The sequence below is a fragment of the Solwaraspora sp. WMMA2065 genome, assembly GCF_030345075.1.
Classification (GTDB): Bacteria; Actinomycetota; Actinomycetes; order Mycobacteriales; family Micromonosporaceae; genus Micromonospora_E.
This window is the reverse complement of the sequence record NZ_CP128361.1, coordinates 1659258-1684273: the sequence shown is the minus strand read 5'-3', so window position 1 is coordinate 1684273 and position 25016 is coordinate 1659258. Positions and strand designations below refer to the sequence as shown.

The following is a 25016-nucleotide window of genomic DNA, read 5'->3' as shown; positions in this document are numbered from 1 at the left end:
ATGGGAATCGTTCTGGGGCCGAACCGGTACGGCAAGGCGCAGACCCGGGTGGTCCGGGTGGACCGGGACGGCGACCGGCACACCCTGCGCGACCTCAACGTCTCCGTCGCGCTCGCCGGTGACCTCGCCGCCACTCACCTCACCGGCGACAACAGCCAGGTGCTGCCGACCGACACGCAGAAGAACACGGTGTACGCGTTCGCCCGTCGTCACGGCGTCGCCAGCGCCGAGGAGTTCGGCCTGCTGCTGGCCCGGCACTTCGTGGACAGCCAGCCCGGCATCAGCCGGGCCCGCGTCGACATCGAGCAGTACGACTGGCGACGGCTGGGGCCGCACTCGTTCGAACGCGACGGCGGCTCCACCCGTACCGTCACGGTCCGCTACGACGGCGACCGGGCGGAGGTGATCGCCGGCCTGTCCGACCTGGTCCTGCTCAACTCCACCGACTCGGAGTTCCGGGGCTACGTCGTCGACCCGTACACCACCCTGCCGGAGGCCGACGACCGGATCCTCGCCACCGCCGTGGACGCCCGGTGGCGCTACGCCGGCACCGCGCCGCCCGGCGGCTTCGACGCCGCCCACGCGGCCGTACGGCAGGCGCTGGTCGACGCGTTCGTCGGCACCTACAGCCGGTCCCTGCAGCAGACCCTGTACGCGATGGGTGAGCGGGTGCTGACCGACCGGCCCGACGTGGTGGAGGTGCGGCTGGCCCTGCCGAACAAGCACCACCTGCTGGTCGACCTGAGCCCGTTCGGCCTGGACAACCCGAACAGCGTGTTCGTCGCCGCCGACCGGCCGTACGGGCTGATCGAGGGCACCGTCACCCGCGACGACGCGCCGCCGGAGCTGGGGCAGTGGTGATCGTCGTCACCGGCGCCGCCGTCGCCACGGTCGACGCCGCCGGCACCGAGCACCGCGACGGGCATCTCGTCGTCGGCGACGACGGCCACATCGCCGCCGTCGGCCCCGGCGACGTGCCCGCCGGCCTGCTCGACACGCTCACCGGCGGGGACCAGCGCCGGGTACGCCGGGTCGACGGCACCGGCTGCCTGGCCACCCCCGGCCTGGTCAACACCCATCACCACCTCTACCAGTGGGCCACCCGTGGCCTGGCCCAGCAGCAGAACCTGTTCGGCTGGCTGACCACCCTCTACCCGGTCTGGTCGCGGATGGACGCCGACACGGTGCATGACGCAGCCGCGGCCAACCTCGGCTGGCTGGCGCTGTCCGGCTGCACCACCAGCACCGACCACCACTACGTCTTCCCCCGCGACGGCGGTGACCTGTTCGCCGCCGAGATCGACGCCGCGCGCCGGATCGGGCTGCGGTTCCATCCCTGCCGGGGTTCGATGGACCTCGGCCGCTCGGCCGGTGGGCTGCCCCCGGACTCCACCGTGGAGGACACCGACGCCGCGCTGGCCGCGACTGAGGCGGCGATCGACCGCTGGCACGACCCGGCGCCGGAGTCGATGCTGCGGGTCGCCGTGGCCCCCTGCTCGCCGTTCTCGGTCACCCCCCGGCTGATGCGCGAGTCGGCCGAACTGGCCCGCCGCCGGGGGGTCCGGCTGCACACCCACCTCGCCGAAACCGTCGAGGAGGAGGAGTACTGCCGGACCACGCACGGCTGCACCCCGGTGCAGTACGCCGAACAGCTCGGCTGGCTCGGCGACGACGTGTGGCTGGCACACGGCGTCCACCTCGACGACGCGGCGGTGGCCCGGCTCGGCGCCACCGGCACCGGCGTCGCGCACTGTCCCAGCTCGAACGCCCGGCTCGGCGCCGGCACCGCCCGGGTGACCGATCTGCTCGCCGCCGGCGTACCGGTCGGCCTGGGCGTCGACGGCGCCGCCAGCCAGGAGGTCGGCCACCTCGGCGCGGAGCTGCGCCAGTCGCTGTACGCGGCCCGGCTGCGCGGCGGGCCGGCGGCGCTGACCGCCCGCGACGCCCTCGCGTTGGGCACCATCGGCGGCGCGCGCTGCCTGGGCCGGGCAGCCGAGATCGGCTCGCTTGAGGTGGCCAAGCTCGCCGACGTCGCGCTGTGGCGGGTCGACGGGCTCGGCCACGCCGGCATCGACGACCCGGTCGCCGCACTGGTGCTCGGCCCACCCGCACCGGTGGAGCTGCTCCTGGTCGGCGGCCGGCCGGTCGTCGAACGCGCCGAGCTGCGCACCGCCGACGCCGCCGACCTGGCCCGCCGGGCCGCCCGCGCGCACCGGGCCCTGATGTCCCCGGCCCCGTCGAACAGGAGTGACCTTTGATACCCCGCAGCCAGGTCGACCCGCTGCCACCTACCGGCGACGTGCTGACCGGCGACGCGGTGGCGTTCCTCGGCGGACTGCACCGTCGGTTCGCCGGCCGGCGGACCGAGCTGCTCGCCGCCCGGAGCCGCCGCCGGGCCGACATCGCCCGCACCGGCCGGCTGGACTTCCGGGCCGACACCGCGCAGGTGCGGGCCGGCAGCTGGACGGTGCCGCCGCCCCCGCCCGACCTGGCCGACCGGCGGGTGGAGATCACCGGGCCCACCGACCGCAAGATGACCGTCAACGCATTGAACTCCGGTGCCCGGGTGTGGCTGGCCGACCTGGAGGATGCGAACACCCCGCACTGGGTGAACGTGGTCGACGGGCAACGCAACCTCGCCGACGCCGTGCGACGCACCATCGAGCTGCGGACCGAGACGAAGACGTACCGGCTCGGCCCCGGGCCGTACCCGACGATCGTGGTCCGGCCCCGTGGCTGGCACCTCGACGAGCGGCACCTCGTCTTCGACGGCGCGCCGGCCGTCGGCGCGCTGGTCGACGCCGGCCTGTACCTGTTCCACAACGCCGCCGAGCTGCTGCGTCGGGGCAGTGGCCCCTACCTCTACCTGGCCAAGACGGAAAGCCACGAGGAGGCCGCGCTGTGGCATGACGTGTTCGTCCATGTCGAGCAGACGCTCGGCCTGCCGGCCGGGAGCATCCGGGCCACCGTGCTGATCGAGACGATCACCGCGGCGTTCGAGATGGACGAGATCCTGTGGGCACTCGGCCCGTACGCCGCCGGGCTCAACGCCGGCCGGTGGGACTACCTGTTCAGCCTCATCAAGAACTTCCGCGACGCCGGTGGGCGGTTCGTGCTGCCGGACCGGGCGGCGGTGACCATGACCGCGCCGTTCATGCGGGCCTACACCGAGCTGCTGGTCGCCACCTGCCACCGGCGCGGCGCGATGGCGATCGGCGGGATGTCGGCGTTCATCCCGAACCGGCGGGACGCCGACGTCACCGCCCGCGCCGTCGACCAGGTCCGGGCCGACAAGAGGCGGGAGGCCGCCGACGGCTTCGACGGGTCCTGGGTCGCCCACCCCGACCTGGTGCCGGTCTGCCGCGAGGTGTTCGACGAGGTCCTCGGCGACCGGCCCAACCAGCTCGACCGGCAGCGCCCGGACGTGTCGGTCACCGCCGCGCAGCTGCTGGACGTCGCCGCCACCGGCGGTGCCGTCACCGAGGCCGGGCTGCGCGCGAACGTCGCCGTCGCGGTGCGCTACCTGGAGGCCTGGCTGCGCGGCAACGGTGCGGTGGCGATCGACAACCTGATGGAGGACGCGGCCACCGCCGAGATCTCTCGGTCCCAGATCTGGCAGTGGATCCGCAATGAGGTACGGCTGCCCGATGGCACCCTGGTGACCGCCGATCTGGTCCGGACCATCGGTGACGCCGAACTCGCCGCGATCCGCGCCGTGCTGTCCGAACCGGACTGGACGGCGAGCCGGTTCCCGCAGGCCCGGGCGTTGTTCGAGGAGGTCGCCCTTGGTCCCGACTACGTCGACTTCCTGACCCTGCCGGCGTACCGGTTGATCGACTGATGGCCCGGCTCGATCCGGCGGTGTACGCCGCGTTGGACGACCTGCTCGCCGACGTCGACGCCGCGCTGCGGGCCCGCTATCCGGGCGAGGCGTCCGGGCGCCAGCCGGTGCACACCGTGTACGTGCCCGCCGACCGGGTCACCGCCGACCTGGTGCCGACCTGGGGTGCGGCGGCGTTGGCCGCGCTGGACGCCCATCCGCCGGCACCGTACCCGGTCGAGCTGGACCGGCGGGTACGCGCCAAACTGGCCCGCGAGCCGGTCGAGGACCTGCGCATCGACGTCGAGGACGGGTACGGCGTACGCGACGACGCCATCGAGGACGCCGACCTGCGGGCCGCGGCACGTGCGTTGACCGAGGCACGGGCCGCCGGCGTGGGCCCACCCCGCGTCGGGGTGCGGATCAAGTGTCTGGAGGCGGCCACCCGGCGGCGGGCGGTCCGCAGCCTCGACCTTTTTCTGGACGCCTGCGCTGGGCCGCCCGACGGCTTCGTGGTCACCCTGCCGAAGGTGAGCCACCCGGCCCAGGTCGCCGCGATGGTCGACGTCTGCGGCCGGCTGGAGCAGGCGTACGGGCTGGTGGACGGGGCGCTGCGGTTCGAGATCCAGATCGAGACTCCGGCGGCGATCCTCGCTCCCGACGGCACCGCGACCGTCGCCCGGCTGATCGATGAGTCAGCCGGACGGTGTGCCGGACTCCACTTCGGCACCTACGACTACGGAACCGCCTGCGGCATCGCCGCCGATTACCTGAGTATGGACCATCCAAGTTCCGACCACGCGAAGGCCGTCATGCAGGTGGCCGCCGCCGGCACCGGTGTACCGCTCAGCGACGGCTCCACCAACATCCTGCCGGTCGGCGACACCGAGACGGTGCGCTCCGCCTGGCAGCGCCACGCCGGCCTGGTCCGCAGATCCCTGGAACGCGGCTTCTACCAGGGCTGGGACCTGCACCCGCACCAGTTGCCGACCCGGTTCGCCGCGACCTACGCGTTCTACCGCGCCGGCCGGGAGCAAACCGTCCGGCGGCTCGACGCCTACCTCGCCCGCCGGTCCGGCGGGATCCTCGACGAGCCGGCGACCGCCCGGGCGCTGGCCCGGTTCCTGCTGCGCGGGCTGGACTGCGGCGCCGTCGACCCGGCCGACGCCGGTTTCGACCGCACCGTACTGACCACCCTGGCCGGTCCGGGCTCCGCCGAGGCCGCTCCGGCCGCCGACCGCGATGCCGGGCCGACCGCCCACCTGCCGACCGCGTCCGGTGAGGAGCCCACCGACCATGCCCGTTGATCTGGTACTGCGGTCCCGCCGCACGGTGCTCCCCGACGGCGAGCGTCCGGCCGCCATCGCCGTCGGGGACGGTCGGATCGTCGCCGTCGCCGACTACCGGGAACACGTGCCGGCGACGGTCGACAGCGACCTCGGCAACGTCGCGCTGCTGCCCGGACTCGTCGACACCCACGTGCACGTCAACGAACCCGGCCGTACCGAATGGGAAGGGTTCGCCACCGCCACGCTGGCCGCCGCCTCCGGCGGCGTCACCACCATCGTCGACATGCCGTTGAACAGCCTTCCGCCGACCGTCGACCCGGCCGCGCTGGCCGTCAAACGGCGGGCCGCCGCCGGGCAGTGCCATGTCGACGTCGGCTTCTGGGGCGGCGCGGTCCCCGGCAACCAGCAGGTGATGCCCGACCTGTACGCCGCCGGGGTCTTCGGGTTCAAGGCGTTCCTTGCCGACTCCGGGGTGCCGGAGTTCCCCCCACTGGACACCGGTCAGCTCGCCGCCGCGTTGGCTGCCGTACCCGCCCTGTTCGTGGTGCACGCCGAACAACCCGACCAGCTCATGGCCGCCGCCTCCTCGACCCGCTACCGGGACTTCCTCGCCAGCCGGCCGCCGGCCGCCGAGATCGAGGCGGTCACCGCCGCCATCGACGTCGCCCGTCGGGTCGGTGCCCGGCTGCACATCCTGCACCTGTCCGCCGCCGGCGCGGTGCCGGTGCTGGCCGCTGCCCGCCGGGCCGGGGTACCGGTCAGCGCCGAGACCTGCCCGCACTACCTGACCCTGGCCGCCGAGGAGATCCCGGACGGCGCCACCGAGTTCAAATGCTGTCCGCCAATCCGGCAGCGCGACAACCAGGACGCGCTGTGGGCAGCCCTGGCCGACGGCACCATCTCGTGCGTGGTCTCCGACCATTCCCCCTGCCTGCCCGCGCTGAAGGCACCCGACACCGGGGACTTCGCCGCCGCCTGGGGAGGCATCGCCTCGGTGCAGATGGGGCTGCCGGCGGTCTGGACCGAGGCCCGTCGGCGTGGATTCGGTCTCGGTGACGTGGTCCGGTGGATGTGCCAGGGCCCGGCCGACCTGGTGGGGCTGCCCGCCAAGGGCCGGCTCACGGTCGGCGCCGACGCTGACCTGGTCGCCTTCGACCCGGCGCCGAGCTACCACGTCGATCCCGGCCGGCTGCGGCAACGGCATCCCATCACCCCGTACGCCGGACGACGCCTGACCGGCATCGTCCGGGCCACCTGGCTGCGCGGCGCACCGGTCACCCCGGATGCGCCGCGCGGCCGCCTATTGTCGCGAGAGGGGACCGTTGACCGGTAGCCACGCATCCACGCCACCGCCCGGTCCGCCGGACGGGCCCGACCCGACCCGACTGCCCGACCCGACCCGACTGCCCGACCTGGCGTCCCGTGCCCTCGGCGGGGGAGTGGTCGCCGCCAACGACGAGTTCTTCGCCGCCGCCGACAACCTGGTCGACCCGCACCCGCCGGTCTTCGCCGCCGGCACCTTCGGGGCGAAGGGCCAGGTGTACGACGGTTGGGAGACCCGCCGCCGCCGCCAGCCCGGCGCGGACCACGCCGTCGTCCGGCTCGGTGCCCCGGGCGTGGTCCGGGCCGTGCTGATCGACACCGCGCACTTCACCGGCAACTACCCGCCGTACGCGGCGGTGGACGGTTGCTCACTCGACGGCTATCCCGGCCCGCAGGAACTCGCCGCGGCGCGGTGGACCCCACTGGTGCCGCGCACCGCGCTGGCCGGGGACAGCCAGCTGATCGTCCCGGTCGACCTGCCGGCACGGCAGACCCACGTACGGTTGACGATCTTTCCCGACGGCGGGGTCGCCCGGCTGCGGGTGTACGGCGAACCGGTGCCCGACCCGGATCTGCTGACCGAGGTGCTCGACCTTGCCGCGGTCGAGCACGGTGGCCGGGTCGAGGCATGCAGCGACCGGTTCTACGGATCCCCGCAGCAGCTGCTGCTACCCGGGCCGGCCCGCACGATGGGCGAGGGCTGGGAGACCGCCCGCCGCCGCGACGACGGCAACGACTGGGTCCAGGTCCGGCTCTGTGCCGTCGGCGTCGTCGAGTTCGTCGAGCTGGACACCAGCCACTTCAAGGGCAACGCCCCGGCGGCGGCCCGGCTGATCGGCACCGACCTCACCGGCACCGATCCGGCCCTCGACGGCGGCTCCGGCGTTGACTCCACCGACTGGCCGGAGCTGCTGCCGTTGACCCCGTTGCAACCGGACACCCGGCACCGTTTCCGGCTGGACCGGCCCCGCCCGGTCAGCCACGTCCGGCTGGACATCCATCCCGACGGCGGGATGGCCCGGCTGCGGCTCTTCGGCCGGCTCACCACCGTCGGCGCTACCGACCTCGCCGCCCGGTACCGGACGGCGGCTGCGGCCGGCTGACCTCGCCTGGGCATACGTCGAAGGGCCGGACCCCGCACCCGGGGTCCGGCCCTTCGACGCTGTGTCTGCGGTCAGCTGTTCCAGTGCTGGGCGACGAGTTCGGCGGCCTGGGTCTCCCACTGGGCGTAGTGGTCCGGGTACGCCGACACCTGCACGGTCTGCGCGGCCTGGGTCAGCGGCATGTCCTGCCAGCCGTCGACGGCCCTGAGCCCGTTCAGGAACGCGGTGGTGGAGTACTCCACGTCGGTGATCTGCTCGACGGTGCCCCAGCCCGACGACGGGCGCTGCTGGAACAGGCCCTGCGAGTCGTGGTCGTTGCGGTCACCGAGGTGGCCGAGGTTCTCCAGCTTTGACTCCTGCAGGGCGGTGGCGATGGCGACCACGGCGGCCCGCTCGTGCATGCCGGCCTTCTTCGTGGCGGCGATGATGCCCTTGACGTTGTCGGTCTGCTCGCCGGACAGGCTGATGCGGGACTGTTCGCCCTGCACGCCGTGCGGGGTGAGCTTGCCGGCGTCCACGCCGCTGGCGGCGGCGGCCGCGGGTGCGGCCAGGGCGGTGGGGGCGTGGTCGGCGGCCAGGGCGGGGGCGGCGACCGCGCCGCCGGCGAGGGTGAGCCCGGCGATGCCGAGGGCGGTGGTGCGCAGGCTGGTACGCAGGGTGCGGGTGATGATCGTGGTCATGGGGGTCCACCTTCCGTCTGCCGAGGGGGCGCACCCGTCACGGGCGGGTGCGCGGTAAACGGTCATCCGGGTGGTACGGGATCTCAGACGTGCGACGTCGGCTCGTGGGCGGCTCCGGCACGCCCCGAAAGGGGGGGTGCGGGTGCGCCGCTGCGCGCCGTGACCATGTACAACCACGCCGGCCCGCCGACGATTCCCGACCTGGTCCACCGACCGGGGCTGCCCGGCCGGGCCCGGAGCCTGACTGCCGCCCGGCGGCTGCGGGCCGGAGTGCGTGGCGCGACCATGCACAACGACCCCGCCCGCCGGATCATTCCGCGTCGGCCGCCGGGCCGGGGATGGTCGTCTCCCGCCGGGGAGTCGGCACCTGCGGCGTACCACCGGCCCCGTCGGACTCCATGACCAGGTAACGGGGTCGGCGCTTCGTCTCGTAGTAGATCCGGCCGATGTACTCGCCGATCACGCCGAGGATCATCATCTGGATACCGCCGAGACCGATGACGCTGACGATGATCGTGGTGTAGCCGGGGGCGTCGATCCCCCGGATCAGCGCGGCCGCGACCACCCAGGCCGCATACGCCACGGCGATGAACGTGAGCCCCATACCGGCGTAGATCGCCGACCGCAGCGGCCGGTCGTTGAACGACAGCAGCCCGTCGAACGCGTAGTTCAACAGGGACCGGAAACTCCAGCGGCTGCCACCACCGGCGCGGGCCTCGTTCGGGTACGCGAACACCACGGTGTTGAACCCGATCCACGAGTAGAGGCCCTTGGAGAACCTGTTGTACTCGGGCATGGCCCGAAGCGCGTCGACCGCCCGGCGGGACAGCAGCCGGAAGTCGCCCGCACCGTCGAGCAGTTGCACGTCCACCCAGCGGTTCATCAACCGGTAGAACGTCCGCGACGCGACGGTACGGACGAACCGGTCACCCCGTCGGTCGCGGCACGCGATGACCTGGTCGTACCCCTGCCGGTACAGGGCGACCATATCGGGCAGCAGGCGTGGAGGGTGTTGCAGGTCGGCGTCCATCACGATGACGGCGTCCCCGCTGGCCCGGTCCAACCCGGCGAGCATCGCCGACTCCTTGCCGAAGTTGCGGCTCAGCGCGAGATATCGGACGGCCGGGTCGGCTGCCGCCAGCCGGCGCAACTCGGCCAAGGTGCCGTCGGTGCTGCCGTCGTCGACGTAGACGTACTCGACCTCGACGTCGTCGAGCGCGGTCACCGCGGCGGTCACCGCCGTGTGCAGCCGGGTCAGCGAGGCGTCCTCGTTGAAGCAGGGCACCACGACCGACAGCCGCAGCGGCCGACCGCCCGGCGCGGGTGGTTCGGCCTGTGGTCCGGCCGGCCCGGGACGCTCAGTCGAGCCGGTAGACGAGGACACCGTCGATCTCCTCACGGGCGATGCCCAGCCCGTCGACCGGACGTTGGGCGACACCGTCCCACGGCGTCCCGACCAGCCGGTCCGGCATCACCAGCACCGTACGCACCCCCAGGTCGCGCAGGTATCCGACGCTCGCCGGGTCGGGAAAGAACGCGGTGACCGCCCGGGTCTGCTCCTGGCTGGCCGGGACGAAACCGGCCAGGCCGTTGGCAACCTGCGGGAAATCTCCCTCGGTGGTCCACAGCATTACGTTCAACTCGAACGCGCCGGCGTCGCTGGGCAGCACCAGTACCGGCCCGGTGAGCTGGTCCCAGGCAGCCGGTGGGGTGGGCACCTGCGGGTGAGCGGTCCGGTTCATCCCCTCGACCACCACCAGCGCCAGGGGGATCGCCAGGACGGCACCGGCGGCCCGCCGGGACCACTGCGACCATCCGGTGGTGGCCCGGCGCAGCGCGGCGGCTGCGGCCGTGAGGGTTCCGGCGGCCAGCACTGCGAGGAGCAGGCTGGTCCAGATCATCATCCGTCCCGGGGTACGCAGCGCGTCCCAGCCCGGCAGGTGCTTGGACAGCGTCAGGTAGCCGGGGTCGCCGTCGCCGCCGAGCGTGGCGCCGAGGGCGAGCAGCGCTGTGCCGATGACTCCGGCGGCGAGCGCCACCCGGTGCCGGATCCGCAACGACGAGACGATCAGGCCGGCGGCGGCCAGGGCGATCAGCGTCACCCCGGGCAGCAGCGTCATCTCCGGCGGCCAGAAGATCTGCTCCCGGGTGCCGGCGTGCCGTTCTCCCCACAGCCAGGACTCGGCGGGTGCGGTGATCAGGCCGACCACCGGCGGGGAGAACATCTCGGTCCAGGCCAGGCTCCGCTCCGCCTGCGGGTTGAGCTCGACGACGCGGAAGTAGGCCGCCGCGATCGCGAGGGTGACCGCGCCGAAGATCACCCCGCCGACGGCGTCGGCGACGAGTAGCCGCCGGCCGAACGGTGGGCGGCGGCGGTGTCGCCACCAGGAGATCCCGTAGCCGCCGGCGGCGACGATCCCGGCGGCGAGCAGGAAGTAGACCAGTGGCAGTCCGATGCCGAAGCCGAGGCTGATCTGCCAGGCGGCCACCAGCCAGCCGGCGAGGGCCCAGCCCGGTCTGCGCCGTTCGGGGCGGTAGCCGTGCCGCAACGACCAGCCGTGGCCACGGGCGAGCATCGCCAGACACAGCGCGATCCCACCAGTGGAGAGGATGTTCATGTGCCCGGAGTGGGCCAGCCGCCAGGGGGCGAAGGCCCACGCGACCCCGGCCACCGCCGCGCCCATCCGGCCCGCGCCGAGCTGTCGGATCAGGGCGTACGCGCCGATGAACGCCAACGCGTACAGCAGCACGTACAGGATGTTGTAGCGGATCAGCGCGGCTTCGAAGCCGGAGCCGATCATCCCGGCCGGTGCGTAGCCGAGGAGTGTGTCGCTGTACGCGTAGGTGTAACGCTCGGGGAAGAACGTGTTGGAGTGCCAGAGCCCGGTCGGGTCGGTCGACAGCGCGTGCCCGCCCCAGGCCACCTGCCAGGCCTGCAGGGTGGGGTCGGCGATGTCGCCGGGGATGGTGCTGGCGGGATGTCGCAGGGTGGGCCAGGTCAGCACCACCGCGAGGAGCAGTCCGCCGAGCACGGCCAAGGTCCATTCGTGCCGCAGGAACCGCCACAGCGGGGGCCGGGGGGCGGACGGGCGGTCTTGAGCGGTCTCCACGAGAATCGATGATCTCAAATCAGGACGTGGGCTGTCGAACCCGCCCGTCACTTGCCGGGCCGGATCTGGTCCGCCGATCATCGTCGCTTCCGGTGACCCCGCGCAAGCCCGGCCGGACCTGCGAGAACCAGGTTTCGTTGTCGCTGACGTCGGCCCCAGCGGCTGTGGCGGGGTCCGTGCCGGAGCGCAGGTCGTGCCGGAACGCAGATCGCACCGGAACTGGTCGCCGGGCAGACCGGGTGACCGCGGATCCGTTGCACAATGAGCCGATTGCCCGGGATTGACCCAGAAAGCCATCTTCAGGCCTGTTGTCCTGAGCGTCGGGTGTGTAACGCTGACGTTTCGCATCTGCCCGACGTCCTGACAGACGTCCAATGGGGAGGTATTGGTGACACGTTCGAGAAGACTCGTGGCGGCCGGACTGGCCGCCGTACTCGTGATCGGGCCGGGGCAACCTGGCCGGGCCACGCCGACGGACGGAGACAGCGCCAGTCGGACCTCTGCCGGACAGGCGCCGGCCGGTCAGCGCGCCACGGTCACCCTGCTCACCGGCGACCAGGTCACCGTCACCGGTTCCGGCGCCGCTGCACTGCGCCCGGGCGAGGGTCGCGACGGCATGCAGTTCCGCACCTACCGGATCGACGGGGAGCTGCACGTCGTCCCACGCGACGCCGCCGAGCTGGTTCAACGCCGCACGCTGGACCGCCGACTGTTCAACGTCACCAAGTTGATCGAGTGGGGCTACCACGACGCCGCGCGGGACACCCTGCCGCTGATCGTCACCGCCGCGCGGGGCGACGTCGCCGCCCGTGGCGCCGCCGTGCTCGCCGTTGACGGCCTCGACGTGCAGCGCGACCTGCCGGCGATCGACGGCGCGGCGGTGACCGCCGACAAGTCCACCATCGCCGATCTGTGGACCACGGTGTCCGCCGGCCCGGCCGCCCGTGGCACCGACACCGGTATCGAGCGGATCTGGCTGGACGGAAAACGGCAGATGCTGCTGGACCGCAGCGTCGCACAGATCGGTGCACCCGCCGCCCACCGGGCCGGATTCACCGGCGCCGGCGTCACCGTCGGCGTCATGGACAGCGGCGTCGACACCGGACACCCCGACCTGGCCGACGTCGTCATCGAGACGCGCAACTTCACCGACGCGCCGGAGGACGGCGACACCACCGGCCACGGCACCCATGTCGCTTCGATCATCGCCGGCAGCGGCGCCGCGTCCGGCGGCAGGTACCGGGGCGTCGCCCCGGACGCGAAGATCATCTCCGCGAAGGTCTGTCCGGCGGCCTGGTGCGACGACTCGGCGATGATCGACGCGATGCACTGGTTCGCCGTGGACAAACAGGTCCCGGTGGTCAACATCAGCATCGGCGGCGGCGACGGACCCGAGATCGACCCCCTCGAGGAGGCGGTCAACACCCTCACCGAGCAGACCGGCACCCTGTTCGTCATCTCCGCCGGCAACGCCGGCGCCGACCGTACCGTCGGGTCACCCGGCAGCGCCGACGCGGCACTGACCGTCGGCGCGGTCGACCGCGACGGCTCGCTGGCCGACTTCTCCAGCCGTGGCCCGCGGGTCGGCGACGACGCTGTCAAACCCGACATCACCGCACCCGGTGTCGACATCGTCGCCGCCCGCGCCGAGGGCACCACCCTCGACGTCCCGATCGACGAGCACCATGTTTCCGCGCCGGGCACCTCGATGTCGGCGCCGCACATCACCGGTGCCGTCGCGCTGCTCGCCCAACAACAGCACCAGTGGACCGCGCAGCAGTTCAAGTCCACCCTGATGGGGTCCGCCGCGCCACACCCCGGCACCGGCGCGTACCAGCAGGGCGCCGGCCTGGTCGACGTCGCCCGCGCCGTCACCCAGACGGTGACCGCCACGCCGGCCAGCATCTCCTACGGCCGCGCCCTCTGGCCGCACCAGGACGACGAGCCGGTCAGCCGGACCGTGACCTACCGCAACACCGGCACCGAGCCGGTCACCCTCGACCTGGCCTGGGAGATCACCGGACCGGCGGGCGCGTCAGTGCCGGCCGGCATGTTCGCCACCAGCGCCGCGCGGGTCGAGGTGCCTGCCGGCGGTACGGCCAGCGTCGACGCCACCGCCGACACCAGCGCCGACGCGGTCGACGGCTACTACAGTGGACACCTGGTCGCCACCGCCGGGCAGACCCGGGTCGTCACCCCCGTCGGGGTGCACCGCGAGGTCGAGAGCTACGACGTGGCCGTGTCGCACATCGACGTCGACGGCGGACCAGCCCAGTCGTACTGGACCGCACTGGTCGGTCTGGACAACTCGCACTTCGACTTCCCGTACCACGAGGACGGCACCGTGGTGACCCGACTACCCAAGGGCGAGTACGGTCTGTTCGCCACGATCGATGAATTCGACGAGGAGGGCGAGCCGACCAGCAATGCCGTCCTCGCCCAGCCGCGCCTCACCGTCGCTGCGGAGGCCACTGTCACCCTGGACGCCCGGCAGGCCGCACCGGTGCGGGCCACCGTGCCGCAACCGGCCGCGCGGGCCGCGATCGTCGACGTGACCGTCGGCTTCGACACCGTCGGCGGTCCGGCGGGCGTCGGTGCCGCGTACCCCGGATTCGACGGGGTGTCGTCGAAGCAGCTCGGCGGCGACGACCCGGCGCCCGGGTTCAGCTCGTCCATCTCCCACCAGTGGTTCAAGCCGGACCCCGACGGCGGGTACGCGAACAGCCCGTTCGCCTACGCGCTGAGTGAGGTCTTCGACGGCCGGCTGCCCACCGGGTACCAGCGCGACTACGCCGCGGGTGACCTGGCCCGGGTCCGGCAGGACTTCCGGGGCATCCCGACCGGTGACGTCTCCGACCGGCTGCTCGTCGCCGAGTTCGACGACCCGAAGTTGGGCGCGCTCACCGAGCTGACCGAGGTGCGCGTTCCAGGCGAACGGATCGAGTGGTACAGCACCGACCGGGTGGCCTGGTTCTCCGACCTGTACTTCTCCAACTACTCGGTGGAGGACGACTGGCTGGAACCGGTGTCGTTCCTGTACGCACCGGCCCGCGCCTACCCCGCCGGTGCCCGGCGCACCGACATCTGGAACCTGCCGCCGTTCGGCCCGGCGATGCCGGCGACGTCGTCGCCGACCGGCTGGGCCAGCCGACTCGGCGACGAGATCCTTATGGAGGTGCCGCTGTTCGGTGACGCCGCCGGGCACGCCGGCGGTTCGGTCGCACTGACTGAGCGCACCGCGCTCTACCGTGCGGGCGAGCTGGTCGAGGAGTGGGAGACCGGTGGCTTCGGCTATTTCGTCGTGCCACCCGGCCAGGCCGACTACCGGCTGGAGACGTCGGCAACCCGTGACGCCGGTGACCTGGCCACCGAGGTGAGCCTGGCCTGGACCTTCGAGTCGGGTCGGGTCAACGGCGATCAGTGGCGGCGGCTGCCGGTCATGGTGGCCCGGCCGGCGCCGCCGGTCAACGAGGCCGGCGCCGCCCCGGCCGGCGACCAGGTCGACATTCCGGTGACCGTCCGCCGGCAGACCGGGGTCACGGTCAATCTGGACGCGTTGTCGGTCGAGGTCTCCTACGACGACGGCACCACCTGGCTGCCGGCGCCGGTGCGAGCCGACGGCCGCAACTGGGTGGCCACGGTCCAGCATCCGGACAGCGACGGCTACGTGTCGCTGCGGTTCGGTGCCGAGGACCGCAAGGGCAACACGCTCACCCAGACGGTGATCCACGCCTACCGGCTGGCCTCCGCCGACTAGCGTTCCTCGCCCCGGGACCCCGGTGGCCGTGACCCGAGTACGGGTGGGCGGCGACCGGGGCCGCACCAGCTGGGGCGCCGGATCGATCTGAGGGGTGCCGGTTCGGCTCAGACCGTGCCGAAGAAGGACTTCAGCGCGGGCACCCTGCGGATGAGGAACTGGTCCAGCGCCAGGACGACCAGCAGGGAAAGGCCGAACAGGGGCAGGAAGACGCCGAGTACGACCATCGAGGCGAGCAGTACCCAGTTGCCCCAGACGGGGAGTTTCGCCCGCGGCGCGGCGAGGCCGGAGGCCGTGGCCCGACGGGTCCACCACATCATCGGTCCGGTGACGCACATGAAGATCACGGCGAGGCAGAAGAGCGTGGACATGATCGTGTTGAAGGTGCCGAGGCGGCGCCCTTCGTGCAGGGCGATGCCCTGCGAGACGACCTTCGCCATCGCGCTGTAGTCGTCGTAGCCGTACTGGCCGACCACGTCGCCGCTGTACTGGTCGACGTGGATCGTCGTCTCCTGGGTCACGTCGGATTCGGCGGGGTTGCCGACGTCGTACCACTGGCTGCTCATCACGCTGAACACCCCGGTCTCGCCCTCCGGGTACAGGACGAGGTACGGCTCGGGGGCACCCAGCGCCCGGGCCGCGTCGATCGCGCGGTCGATCGAGATCGGGGTGCCGCTGCCGGTGCTGCTGCCCTGCGGGGCGTTGCCGGAGGCCCACCCGGCGGGTGCTGACTGACCGTCGGCGTCCTCGATCTGCTGTCTGATGGTCGACTCGGCACCTGGGTCCGCGCCCCACAGCCCGGAGCCGGAGTCGACAGCGATCTGCTGGGCCTGAGCACCCCACACACCGGTCCAGGGCAGCCCGGAGACGACCAGCAGCAGGATGCCGAGGCCGACGGGGAGCCCGACGAGGGCGTGGTAGCTGCGCAGCCGGGCACCGCGCTTGCCCTTGGCTTCGGCGCCACTGCGCGCACGGCGGCCGAGGAAGAAGATGATGAACCCGGTGATCGTCAGCACGATGGCCCAGGACGCACCGAGTTCGACGATGCGGTCGCCGAATCCGCCGTCGCCGATGAGCAGGTCGCCGTGGATGCGCTCGGCCCAGGTGGAGATGAGTTGGTCCTGGCTGAGCTCGCCGGTGACGGTGGCGGTGTAGGGGTCGACGTAGATGTTGGTGCTGCCACCGTCGTCCAGACCGGCGACGAACAGGGTCGCCCGGTCGCCGGTGCCGTCCTGCACGGACAGGATGGGACGGTCCGGGAACTCCGCGCGGACGGCAGCTTCCTGGGCGGACAGCTCGGCCCGCTGCGCGCCGTCGGCCACCGGCACCTGCAGTACCCCGGGGTGGGCCAGGGAGTCCACCTCTGCCCGGAACATGTACGTCATGCCACTGACGGCTAGGCAGAAGAGTACGGGTATGACGAGGACCGACCCGTAGAAGTGCCAGCGCCAGAACGCGGCGAACCAGTTGGTCTTCCGCGGTCGGGCCGGGGACGAGGGTGCGTCCTCGGGCGGCGTCTCCCCGGGAGGCGGAGTCTCGGCTTCTACGGTGGTCATCGCGGTGGCCCTTCCCCTGATCGTCACGTTGTTCGTCGGTGGAACCTGTGGTACTAGCTAGAGTCGTGCTGGAGACACCCTGGGTTCCCGTCCTGACGATCGTTTTCCTGCTGACAGGGCTCGTCTGTGTCGGTGACCTGGTCATCCGTCGCCGTGGCGTGCCACGCGACCAGGCGTTCTCCGACGCGGAGCTGGTCGACATCAATCACTGCGTGATGAGTGTCGCGATGATTCTGATGGCCTGGCTGATGGTGGACGGCCCGGTCGCCTGGGCGCAGGTCGCGATCTTCGGCATCCTGGTGCTCGCGTTGCTGCCCGGGTACGGGCGGGCGCGTGGCACGTCGGAGCGCGTCGACGTGCTGGGCCACGTCACGCAGAACCTGGCGATGATCTGGATGCTCGCGGCGATGCCGACCCTGATGTCGGAGTTGGGGGTCGGCGGCGGCTCCGGGCACGCGCATGGCGTAGCCGCCGCCGGGGCGGAACCGACCCCCACCCCGGCGTGGGCGGACATGACGAACGTCGTCTTCGTGGCCCTGAGTACGGCTGGGGCGCTGTGGTGGCTCTACCGCGCCGCGACGACGTCCGGCCATCGGCTGCATCTGCTCAGCTACGGCGTCATGAGCGCAGGCATGGCGACGATGCTGCTGCTGATGAACGTGTGAGAATAGCTGGCGGGTACGGATCAGCCCTCGGTCCGGTCCTCATCGCGGACCGGACCGGACCGGACCGAGGCTGCGGTGCGTGGCAGCCGGGCCGGTCAGCTTCCGGCTGGCCGGTAATCAGCGGGTGACGGTGATGTTGGCGATGAACGACCGCCAGGCAGCCGGGGCGAAGGCGAGGGTGCCGCCATCGCGGTCCTTGGTGTCCCGGACGAACACCCGACCAGGAAGATTCTCGGCCACCTCGACACAGCCGCTCGTGTCGCTGTGCGTGCTCTTGTGCCAGCGTGCGCCGGTCATGTCCACTTCTCCGCCATCCTCATGATCACGTCGCGGCTCTGATTCCCCGGCAGAGCGTACTCCCGCACGGCCTCCCAGGTCCGTTCGAGGTCGGCGGTGTCCTCAGAGCCCTCCACGACGCGACCCTTGAGGTGGCCTTCAAGGTAGCCGACTGATCTGCCCTCGACTGTCGCGAGCGTGAACGGGCCATCCATCCCGAGGTAGGCACCCGCGCTGGTCGGAACGATGTGCACCCGGATGCTGGGCAACTCGCTTGCGGCGACGATCGCGAGTAGCTGTTCCCGCATGACCTCCGGCCCGCCGATCTCCCGATGAAGCATCCACTCGTCCATCACCGCAACGAGCTGGCAGGGGTCGGGTTTGCGGCGCAGAATCTCCTGCCGGGTGAGTCGCGTGCCGAGCGCGGCTTCCAAGTCTTCCTCCCTTGCGCCGTAGGCGGTGATTGAGGGGCCTCGCGTTTTCCGGACAGTGGTTCGGCCGGTTCTTTCACGCCGCGATTTGAAGGTTCTCGAACTCTGCGTGGACTTCCCGGGGAGGTCGGTAGCCCACCGCTGAATGCAGACGCTGACGATTGTACCAGAATTCGATGTAGGCAGTAACGTCCCGGCGTGCCGCCTCACGAGTGGGATACTTCACACGCGACACGCGTTCGTTCTTCAGCGCACCGAAGAACGATTCCGCCATCGCATTGTCGAAACAAATTCCGGTCCGGCCAGCAGATCGCCGCAACCTCAGATCCCGAAGCGTTCTGCCGTAGTCGTCCGACATGTAGTTGCTGCCCCGGTCCGAATGAAAGATGGCGTTCTTCCTGAGTTCGCGATTCCGGGCGGCGTTACGGATGGCGCGGGATATCAACGGCGTCTGGTAGTGGTCGTCCATCGCGTATCCGATGACTTCCTTCGTGCAGCAGTCGATGACGGTCGCCAGATACAGCCACCCCTCGCCGGTCGGGATGTACGTGATGTCGCCGACGAGCTTCTCGCCAGGCGCGTCGGCGGTGAACTCCCGGCCGACGAGGTCAGGCACCGTGCCGGACGACGACTGGGTGAGACCCCACCGCCTCGGGCGGGGCTGGCACGGCACGAGCCCGAGCTCGCGCATCAGCTGGCGGACGAGTTCCGGCCCGGCGGACACGCCCTGGCGCCGCAGTTGCGCGTGGACACGTCGATGCCCGTAGGTGCCGTCGGACGCGGCGAACACCTCCTCGATGGTCGATCGAAGGTGGGCGCGGCGGGTGGCGGTCGCGGAGTCGGGGCGGGTTCGCCATTCGTAGTATCCGGACCTGGACACGCCGAGTTGTTCGCACATGAAGTCGACGGGGTAGGCGTACTTCGCGGTGTCGAGTCGCATCGTCTCGATGAACTCGTACAAGCTCGTTACCGAGGGTCCTTCGCGAAGTACGCCGCGGCTTTTTTCAGGAAGCTGTTCTCCATTTCGAGTTCCCGGTTGCGACGTTCGAGTTCCTTCAGTCGAGCGCGCTCGTCGACGCCGATCGGTGGGCTGTCCTGGGCGCCGCTGTTTTCCCGCCGGTACTGGCGGACCCAGGAACGGAGCGTCTCCGGGTGAACGTCGATCTCCCGGGCAACCTGCGACACTGGCTTGTTCGACTGTAGAACGAGTTGCACTGCTTCTTCACGGAACTCTGGGGTGTATGAGCTTATGCGTGCCATCGCGCTTCTTCCCTCGATTTTCCTTACAGGGTAACCTTGAGGTCTATTCACAGGCAATCCTGTAGAAGTGCAGCCCGATGACACAGGAGATCGTTTCCGTGAAGGTCGCGAGCGGTCTGCGGTAGTCGGTGTGCAGGATTCTCCAGGTCTTCAGGTTTGCGATGACCTGTTCGACGACCCAGCGGATCTTGTTGACCTGCCTGTTGTATTCCTTCTGCCACTCTGTGAGCTCGCCGCCCTTGGGCTTCTTGTACGGAGTGATCATGCCGTTGCCGACGTAGCCCTTGTCGCCGATCCAGTCTCCGGGATTCAGGCTGACGAGAACACCGGTGTCGTTGATCGCGTACGAGTCGTGGTGGTTGCCGGTGACGGGATCGGAGACCCAGGCGAGCGCGCCGTCGAGGGTACAGGCGACCTGGACGCTCATGCCCGTGGTCTTGTGCTTGCCGGAGTACAGACAGCGGTCCGTGCGCCATGACCAGCAGGGGAACAGAGTGCCGTCGACGATGTACTGGGCGGTCGGGTCGAGCTCGTCGGCGGTCGGCACGAACCCCGCCAGCACGCGGTCGAGGACCGGGGTGATGGCGGTGACCGCCCGTGAGATCGTCGACTGGGAGACGCCGTGCGCCTCGGCGATCTCCGCTTGGACACGGTTACGACGCATGTAGGTCAACGCGACCACGAGGGCACGGTAGAGGCCGAGGACCGGGGGCCACGGTTCCATGCCCAGGTTCCGGCATTCGGCGCGGACCAGCACGCAGAGGTCGCGGATCTGATCGGTCGTGAAGCCGGTGGTATGATACATGCTCGGCGGTCCGCTTTCTTTGGTTGTTGTGTGGAAACTCCATCCTATGGGAGGGCGGGCCGTCTCATTCATCGGGGGTCCACTGTGGGTTACTGGGCCCTGCTGAATAAGCCTCCTTATTGGCTCCCTGTCCGGAATCCTCGGGGCACCTCAGATGATGGTTCTCGCGTACGCCTCGGTTTGCAGTAGGCCAGGGACTGCGAGTGGTTGGAAGACACGGAGCAAGCTGGCCTGCTGCTCGTGTTCGATGAACGGCCGTAGCCACACGGGGGCGTGTTCGCCGATGACGAACTCGCGGTAGAACTTCATGAAGGCGGTGCCGAACACCTTGTCGACCATGCCCAGGTAGTTGGGCAGGGCGGGGCGTTCGCCGCGCTCGATCGAGCCGACGTGCTTTGCCGAGAAGTGGACGCGCTCACCCCAGGACTCCTGGGTGAGGCCCATCGACTCGCGCACCCGCCGTAGCTCCGATATCAGATACTCGCTGCCGCTCACAAGCCCCTCGCATGCAAACATTCAGGTGGTGCGCGCTGGGATTCCGCGTGGTGGCATAGCGTGATGGCCGGTTGGTTGGTGGCCGCCGGCTGATGTTGACCTGGGTGGGGTGGGGGTCAGGTGGGTGCGGGTAGGTTCGGCATCCAGGGTCGTCCGAGGATGGCGTCGCGCAGGACGGCCATTTTGTCGAGGCCGTTCTTCGCCGCGCTGGAGACGTAGCCGAGGATCTTGTACCGATCCTTGGTGCGTTGCTCGCTGGTGAGCCGCCCGGAGATCTTCTGCTGGATCTTCGCCGGTCGCAGGTCCCGTTCGGCCTGGTTCGACGTCGGCGGCACCAACAGGTCGTCAACGAAGCGCAGCACGTCGGCACGTCGGTCCCGGAAGACTTCCAACAGCAGGCGGGCTTTACGCTCACCCGGCCGGTTGCCGATGGTGCTGGTGTCGGACAGTCCGACCAGCACGCCGTGGTGCAGCCGGTACAGCAACTCGGCCTTCACTGTGGGGTCGATGCCCGGCCGGTTCTGCTCACGGGCCGTGTTCGTCTCGTGGATCAGCGCGCGCAGCGCGTCGGAGATCTGCTTCGGCCAGACCGCGTCGGGGTACACCTCGGCCGCACCGTCAAGATCACGTAACAGGTGAGCGCAACACAGTTGGTGGACCAGCGTGCCCAACTCGGCCGAGTCGTAGTTCCGGTACCGGTCGTGCACGACCACCGAGCCGGTCAGGTCCTTGACCACGAACGCCGTGAACGTGGCCAGGTCCCGGTCACCGACCTGGTAGTGAGTCCACAACTCGGTACACGCCACGAGCAGGTACTTCTCGGCCTTCTTCCGGCCCGGCCTCGGTTTCTTTGGCCCGACCCGCAGCGGCGTCTCGTCACAGCACACCGCGTACGCCAGGGTGATCAACATGCGGATCCGTTTGTCGACCTCGCTGGTCAGCGCCGCGACCCGGGTCAGCACGCCGTGCACGAACCCCGGCGACGGTGTCGCACCGGTCAGCGACCGAAGCATCTGTACACACCGCTGCACCGGGATGAAATGCACGACCATCAGATAGACCGCCCACGCCTGCAGGTTCGGGCCGTACCCCACCGGACCGGCCCCCGCGCCTTCCGGCCGGGCCGCGGTGTGCAGCTTCCCGCACCCACACCGCACCGCATGCTGGTCGTACTGGGTCAGCGTCGCGGTCATCAACGGAACCTCGACCTGCTGATACCGGTCCACCACACCCAGATCCCGCGCGTCCACCAACTCCGCGCCGCACCCGCAACTACCCTCGGGGAACCGGTCCCGCCGCTGATCAGGAGCATCCGACCAGGCCAGGTTCGACCCCGGCGCACCCCGCTGCCTACCCCGCGTACCCGCCGGGGTGTCCCGCTTCTTCCTCGCCGCAGGTGGCGTACGCCCCGGATCATCATCCTTCGACGGCGGAGACGACGAGTTCGACGAGTTCCGCGACAACAGATGCTCGACCCGCGCCAGCCGCACCGCGAGCGCCTCGTACGCCGCCGTCAACTCCGCGATCTGCGCGTCCTGCTCAGCAATCCGAGCGTCCTGCGTCCGTGCCAGCGAGATCAACTCTTCACGAGACAGATCCTCCGACACCGACACGCCAAGATCAAACCACAACGGACAGAACGGCGTCGAGCCGGTCGAACCCCGTCACTCAACCCGCGCTGACCGTCACTCTTCGCGCACCACCTGAATGTTTACCCTCGCATCCCTCGGATTCCCTCGTGCCCACGCGGCGGAGGCATCGCCGAAAGGCGTCCCCGTTGCGTGAAGTCGCCAACCATCTTCCTTGACGAATGCAAAGGCGTCCAGCATGGATCTCGGTCCTGCGGATAACTGCAAGATCAGGTTGAGTGATTGATCTTCGAGCATCTATCAGATGGACACTTGACGCTGCAAGGCTTTCGCATCCCTCAGTTCCCCTCGCGGTGGTCGAGGTCCGCGTCATGGGACTCCCGGCGTGCACGGGGTCACCGCTCGGGTTCCGCTAACCGTGAATCGGAGTCCAGGGTGGGATGTCGCAACTGATTCGGCTATCCAAGGAGGATCCTGGTGGTGTACAGGAATGACGGGATCGGCGGGACGCGCCGGCTGACCGCCGCCCGCGCGGTCGACCCCGCCCCGGCCAGTGCGATCGACGCCGCGCTTGACCCCGGTGACACCGTCGTGGCGCAGGCGGTGCGCCAGGCGCGGCTCGACATCGCCGAGCATCTGCCGTCGGCGCGGCTCGGCGAATGCCGCACCTGTGACGTCGCCGCGCCGTGCCGGCCGATGCTGCGGTCGCTGGTCATCAGAGTCCTTCCGTGGATACTCCGGCCTTGAGGCCGGGGAGGAAACGGAACTCCTGCGGAGCAGGGCAGGGAAAGCCGATCCGCCGCCGGGGCGGACCGGCGTCCACCCCACACGCGACCCCACGGCTCACGACCGAATCGCTAGACTGTCGACTGTGTCCAGGACCGTGAAGCGGGCGTTCAGGTACCGCTTCCACCCCACCCCCGGGCAGGCCACCGAGCTCGCCCGGACGTTCGGCTGTGTCCGGCTGGTCTACAACAAGGCGCTGGCCGCCCGCACCGAGGCGTGAACCCTGCGTCGGGAACGGGTCACCTACAACGCCACGTCGGCGATGCTCACCGGGTGGAAGAAGACCGACGAACTGGCGTTCCTCAACGACGTCTCCTGCGTCCCTCTGCAGCAGGCGTTGCGGCACCTGCAGACCGCGTTCGCCAACTTCTTCGCCAAACGGGCCCGGTACCCGACGTTCAAGTCGAGGAAGAGGTCGCGGCGGTCGGCGGAGTACACCGCCAGCGCGTTCCGCTGGCGCGACGGCCGGCTCACCCTCGCGAAGATGACCGAACCGTTGGACATCGTCTGGTCCCGACCGCTCCCGCAGGGCGCGGCGCCGTCGACGGTGACCGTGTCGCAGGACCCGGCGGGCCGCTGGTTCGTCTCCCTGCTCTGCGACGACCGGATCGACCCGGCCCCGGCCACCACCGCCGCTGTGGTGGGGGTCGACGCCGGCCTCGACAGCCTGTTCACTCTCTCCACCGGGGAGAAGATCCCCAACCCGAGACATGAACGCCGTGACCGGCGGCGGCTGGCCCGCGCCCAGCGGAACCTCGCACGCAAGGCCAAAGGCTCCGCGAACCGGGCCAAGGCCCGGCTGGCGGTGGCCCGCATCCACGCCCGGATCGCCGACCGCCGCCGCGACCACCTGCACAAGTTGACCACCCGGCTCGTTCGTGAAACCCAGACGATCGTGATCGAGGACCTGACCGTCCGCAACATGATGGCCAACCACAGCCTGGCCCGCGCCGTCTCCGACGCGGCCTGGCGGCAGTTCCGCAGCATGCTGGGGTACAGAACCGACTGGTACGGCCGGGATCTGGTGGTCGTGGACCGCTGGTTCCCGTCGACCCGACTGTGCTCCGCGTGTGGCGTACTGGCTGAACACCTGCCGTTGGCGGTCCGGTCGTGGACCTGCCGGTGCGGGCAGGCCCACGACCGGGACGTGAACGCGGCCCGGAACATTCTCGCGGAGGGGCTCTCCGTGATTGCCTGTGGAGGCGGTGTGAGACCTCACCGGGAGTCCTCCTCTCGGACGGGGCGGTCGTCGGTGAAGCAGGAACCCCCTGGGGCGACCCAGGGAATCCCCGTTCCTTCAGGGCGGGGAGGAAGTCAACCTCGACCGGTGGGACCCGGGCAAGGCCCGCCGGGTGCGGGCGGTGCTGCAGCTGTCCGGGCTGATGCCGGACGGCTACCCGCACGGGAAGGACGACGACGATGTCTGCCAGCCGCTGCGGGTCGGTGAGACGCTGCACCTGGGCAAAGCCGACTGGGTGTACGGCGACTGCTCGATGCGGGTGCGAGTCTCCGACATCCGGTACGGCCACGACAGCGACGAGTCGCCGGTGATCGGCATCCTCGCCACGATCGTCGGCGGTGGACGCGACGGCCGGATGGTGGCGATCGCCGTCTACAAACGGTCGTTGACCCACCCCGGGGTGCGGGAAGCCCCGCGCGCCGGCAACGGGACCGACCCGTAGCAGTGAGAAGCCGGCACGGCCGGCGCGGTGCCGGCACCGACTTCATCGCGACCGACGATCCGTATCAACGCGCCGAGCTCATGGCGGGTCACCTGCACCGGCTCGAGGCCGCACTCGACCGTACGCGGGCAGCGGTGGTGTCGCTGCGCCAGCTGCTGCGACCCGACGCTGTGACACTCGACGTCGAACTGCGTTCCGTTTCCGCCCGGACCGTGGCCGCCAGCAGTGCACAGGTCCGGGTCGAGGACTCCGTCGACTGGTTCAGCCTGGCCATGGACGAGCTGGACGCGGCCTTCCCGCCCACGGAACGCACCGGGCCACCCGGTGGCCGGTACGCCAACGAACTGTTCACCAGCGGGGCCGGCGTCATGGCTGATCAATGGGGTTAG

23 protein-coding genes are annotated in these 25016 nt (G+C 70.5%); 13 read left to right on the top strand and 10 right to left on the bottom strand.

All coding sequences use genetic code 11. The features are described 5' to 3' along the window. From pucL to alc, 6 genes are read left to right on the top strand one after another with little or no spacing between them, the layout of a single operon-like run. Positions 1 to 861, top strand: a complete 861-nt coding sequence (gene pucL / locus O7610_RS07850) for a factor-independent urate hydroxylase (protein WP_289212922.1) — start codon at positions 1 to 3, stop codon at positions 859 to 861. Next, entirely contained in the window at positions 855 to 2258 is a 1404-nt protein-coding gene (locus O7610_RS07845) for an 8-oxoguanine deaminase (RefSeq protein ID WP_281555083.1), read from the top strand. Before pucL ends, O7610_RS07845 begins: the two co-directional genes overlap by 7 nt. Then, a complete protein-coding gene (aceB, locus tag O7610_RS07840) occupies positions 2255 to 3841 on the top strand; it encodes a malate synthase A (RefSeq protein ID WP_289212921.1) in 1587 nt (528 codons plus the stop codon). The genes O7610_RS07845 and aceB overlap by 4 nt, the downstream gene beginning before the upstream one ends. Continuing rightward, entirely contained in the window at positions 3841 to 5127 is a 1287-nt protein-coding gene (locus tag O7610_RS07835; protein WP_289212920.1) for a DUF6986 family protein, read from the top strand. Before aceB ends, O7610_RS07835 begins: the two co-directional genes overlap by 1 nt. Next, entirely contained in the window at positions 5117 to 6442 is a 1326-nt protein-coding gene (allB, locus tag O7610_RS07830) for an allantoinase AllB (RefSeq protein ID WP_289212919.1), read from the top strand. The genes O7610_RS07835 and allB overlap by 11 nt, the downstream gene beginning before the upstream one ends. After that, positions 6432 to 7535 (top strand): allantoicase, encoded by a 1104-nt coding sequence (gene alc, locus O7610_RS07825; RefSeq protein ID WP_289212918.1) that lies wholly within the window; start codon positions 6432 to 6434, stop codon positions 7533 to 7535. The genes allB and alc overlap by 11 nt, the downstream gene beginning before the upstream one ends. Positions 7536 to 7606: 71 nt before the next feature. On the opposite strand, the gene O7610_RS07820 is transcribed toward alc, so the two are convergent. The 3 genes from O7610_RS07820 to O7610_RS07810 all read right to left on the bottom strand — a co-directional run bounded on the left by O7610_RS07820 (position 7607) and on the right by O7610_RS07810 (position 11406). Then, positions 7607 to 8191: a hypothetical protein gene (locus tag O7610_RS07820; protein ID WP_289213584.1), complete on the bottom strand. Its 585-nt coding sequence runs from the start codon at positions 8189 to 8191 to the stop codon at positions 7607 to 7609. Between the two features lie 334 nt (positions 8192 to 8525). Further along, complete coding sequence (locus tag O7610_RS07815; protein WP_348650118.1) at positions 8526 to 9518, bottom strand: glycosyltransferase family 2 protein; 993 nt, start codon at positions 9516 to 9518, stop codon at positions 8526 to 8528. 55 nt (positions 9519 to 9573) lie between these two features. Further along, positions 9574 to 11406 carry a hypothetical protein gene (locus O7610_RS07810; protein WP_475049868.1) on the bottom strand — a complete coding sequence of 611 codons (1833 nt, stop codon included), beginning with the start codon at positions 11404 to 11406 and terminating at the stop codon, positions 9574 to 9576. 307 nt (positions 11407 to 11713) lie between these two features. Here O7610_RS07810 and O7610_RS07805 point away from each other — a divergent pair, with 307 nt between their 5' ends. After that, on the top strand, positions 11714 to 15082 hold the full coding sequence (locus tag O7610_RS07805; RefSeq protein WP_289212917.1) for a S8 family peptidase: 3369 nt from the start codon (positions 11714 to 11716) through the stop codon (positions 15080 to 15082). 107 nt (positions 15083 to 15189) lie between these two features. Here O7610_RS07805 and O7610_RS07800 read toward each other — a convergent pair whose 3' ends face one another. Then, positions 15190 to 16638, bottom strand: a complete 1449-nt coding sequence (locus tag O7610_RS07800) for a PepSY-associated TM helix domain-containing protein (protein ID WP_289212916.1) — start codon at positions 16636 to 16638, stop codon at positions 15190 to 15192. 65 nt (positions 16639 to 16703) lie between these two features. Between O7610_RS07800 and O7610_RS07795 the strand changes: the two genes are divergently transcribed. Beyond that, entirely contained in the window at positions 16704 to 17303 is a 600-nt protein-coding gene (locus tag O7610_RS07795) for a DUF5134 domain-containing protein (protein WP_289212915.1), read from the top strand. A gap of 117 nt (positions 17304 to 17420) precedes the next feature. On the opposite strand, the gene O7610_RS07790 is transcribed toward O7610_RS07795, so the two are convergent. The 6 genes from O7610_RS07790 to tnpC all read right to left on the bottom strand — a co-directional run bounded on the left by O7610_RS07790 (position 17421) and on the right by tnpC (position 22183). Next, positions 17421 to 17600 (bottom strand): DUF397 domain-containing protein, encoded by a 180-nt coding sequence (locus O7610_RS07790; RefSeq protein WP_289212914.1) that lies wholly within the window; start codon positions 17598 to 17600, stop codon positions 17421 to 17423. Next, on the bottom strand, positions 17597 to 18043 hold the full coding sequence (locus O7610_RS07785) for a DUF5753 domain-containing protein (RefSeq protein WP_289213583.1): 447 nt from the start codon (positions 18041 to 18043) through the stop codon (positions 17597 to 17599). Before O7610_RS07785 ends, O7610_RS07790 begins: the two co-directional genes overlap by 4 nt. Positions 18044 to 18086: 43 nt before the next feature. Continuing rightward, a protein-coding gene (locus tag O7610_RS07780; RefSeq protein ID WP_289211211.1) for an IS3 family transposase occupies positions 18087 to 19270 on the bottom strand; the annotation gives its coding sequence in 2 pieces (ribosomal slippage) (positions 18087 to 19003 and positions 19003 to 19270; 1185 coding nt in all). Between the two features lie 43 nt (positions 19271 to 19313). Beyond that, positions 19314 to 20147, bottom strand: a complete 834-nt coding sequence (locus O7610_RS07775) for a transposase family protein (RefSeq protein ID WP_281551645.1) — start codon at positions 20145 to 20147, stop codon at positions 19314 to 19316. Positions 20148 to 20225: 78 nt separating this feature from the next. Next, a complete protein-coding gene (locus O7610_RS07770; protein ID WP_289212913.1) occupies positions 20226 to 20570 on the bottom strand; it encodes a helix-turn-helix domain-containing protein in 345 nt (114 codons plus the stop codon). Between the two features lie 116 nt (positions 20571 to 20686). Further along, positions 20687 to 22183, bottom strand: coding sequence for an IS66 family transposase (gene tnpC / locus O7610_RS07765; RefSeq protein WP_281550504.1), 1497 nt, complete (start codon positions 22181 to 22183; stop codon positions 20687 to 20689). Between the two features lie 453 nt (positions 22184 to 22636). Here tnpC and O7610_RS07760 point away from each other — a divergent pair, with 453 nt between their 5' ends. The 5 genes from O7610_RS07760 to O7610_RS07740 all read left to right on the top strand — a co-directional run bounded on the left by O7610_RS07760 (position 22637) and on the right by O7610_RS07740 (position 25016). Then, positions 22637 to 22906, top strand: a complete 270-nt coding sequence (locus O7610_RS07760) for a hypothetical protein (RefSeq protein ID WP_289212912.1) — start codon at positions 22637 to 22639, stop codon at positions 22904 to 22906. A 124-nt stretch (positions 22907 to 23030) separates the two neighbouring features. Then, positions 23031 to 23165 carry a helix-turn-helix domain-containing protein gene (locus O7610_RS07755; protein WP_289212911.1) on the top strand — a complete coding sequence of 45 codons (135 nt, stop codon included), beginning with the start codon at positions 23031 to 23033 and terminating at the stop codon, positions 23163 to 23165. A gap of 3 nt (positions 23166 to 23168) precedes the next feature. Next, positions 23169 to 24392, top strand: a complete 1224-nt coding sequence (locus O7610_RS07750) for an RNA-guided endonuclease InsQ/TnpB family protein (protein WP_289213582.1) — start codon at positions 23169 to 23171, stop codon at positions 24390 to 24392. Then, the gene (locus tag O7610_RS07745) at positions 24307 to 24627 is read left to right on the top strand and encodes a hypothetical protein (protein ID WP_289212910.1); all 321 of its coding nucleotides are present in this window, start codon (positions 24307 to 24309) and stop codon (positions 24625 to 24627) included. The genes O7610_RS07750 and O7610_RS07745 overlap by 86 nt, the downstream gene beginning before the upstream one ends. Positions 24628 to 24629: 2 nt before the next feature. Continuing rightward, entirely contained in the window at positions 24630 to 25016 is a 387-nt protein-coding gene (locus O7610_RS07740; protein ID WP_289212909.1) for a hypothetical protein, read from the top strand.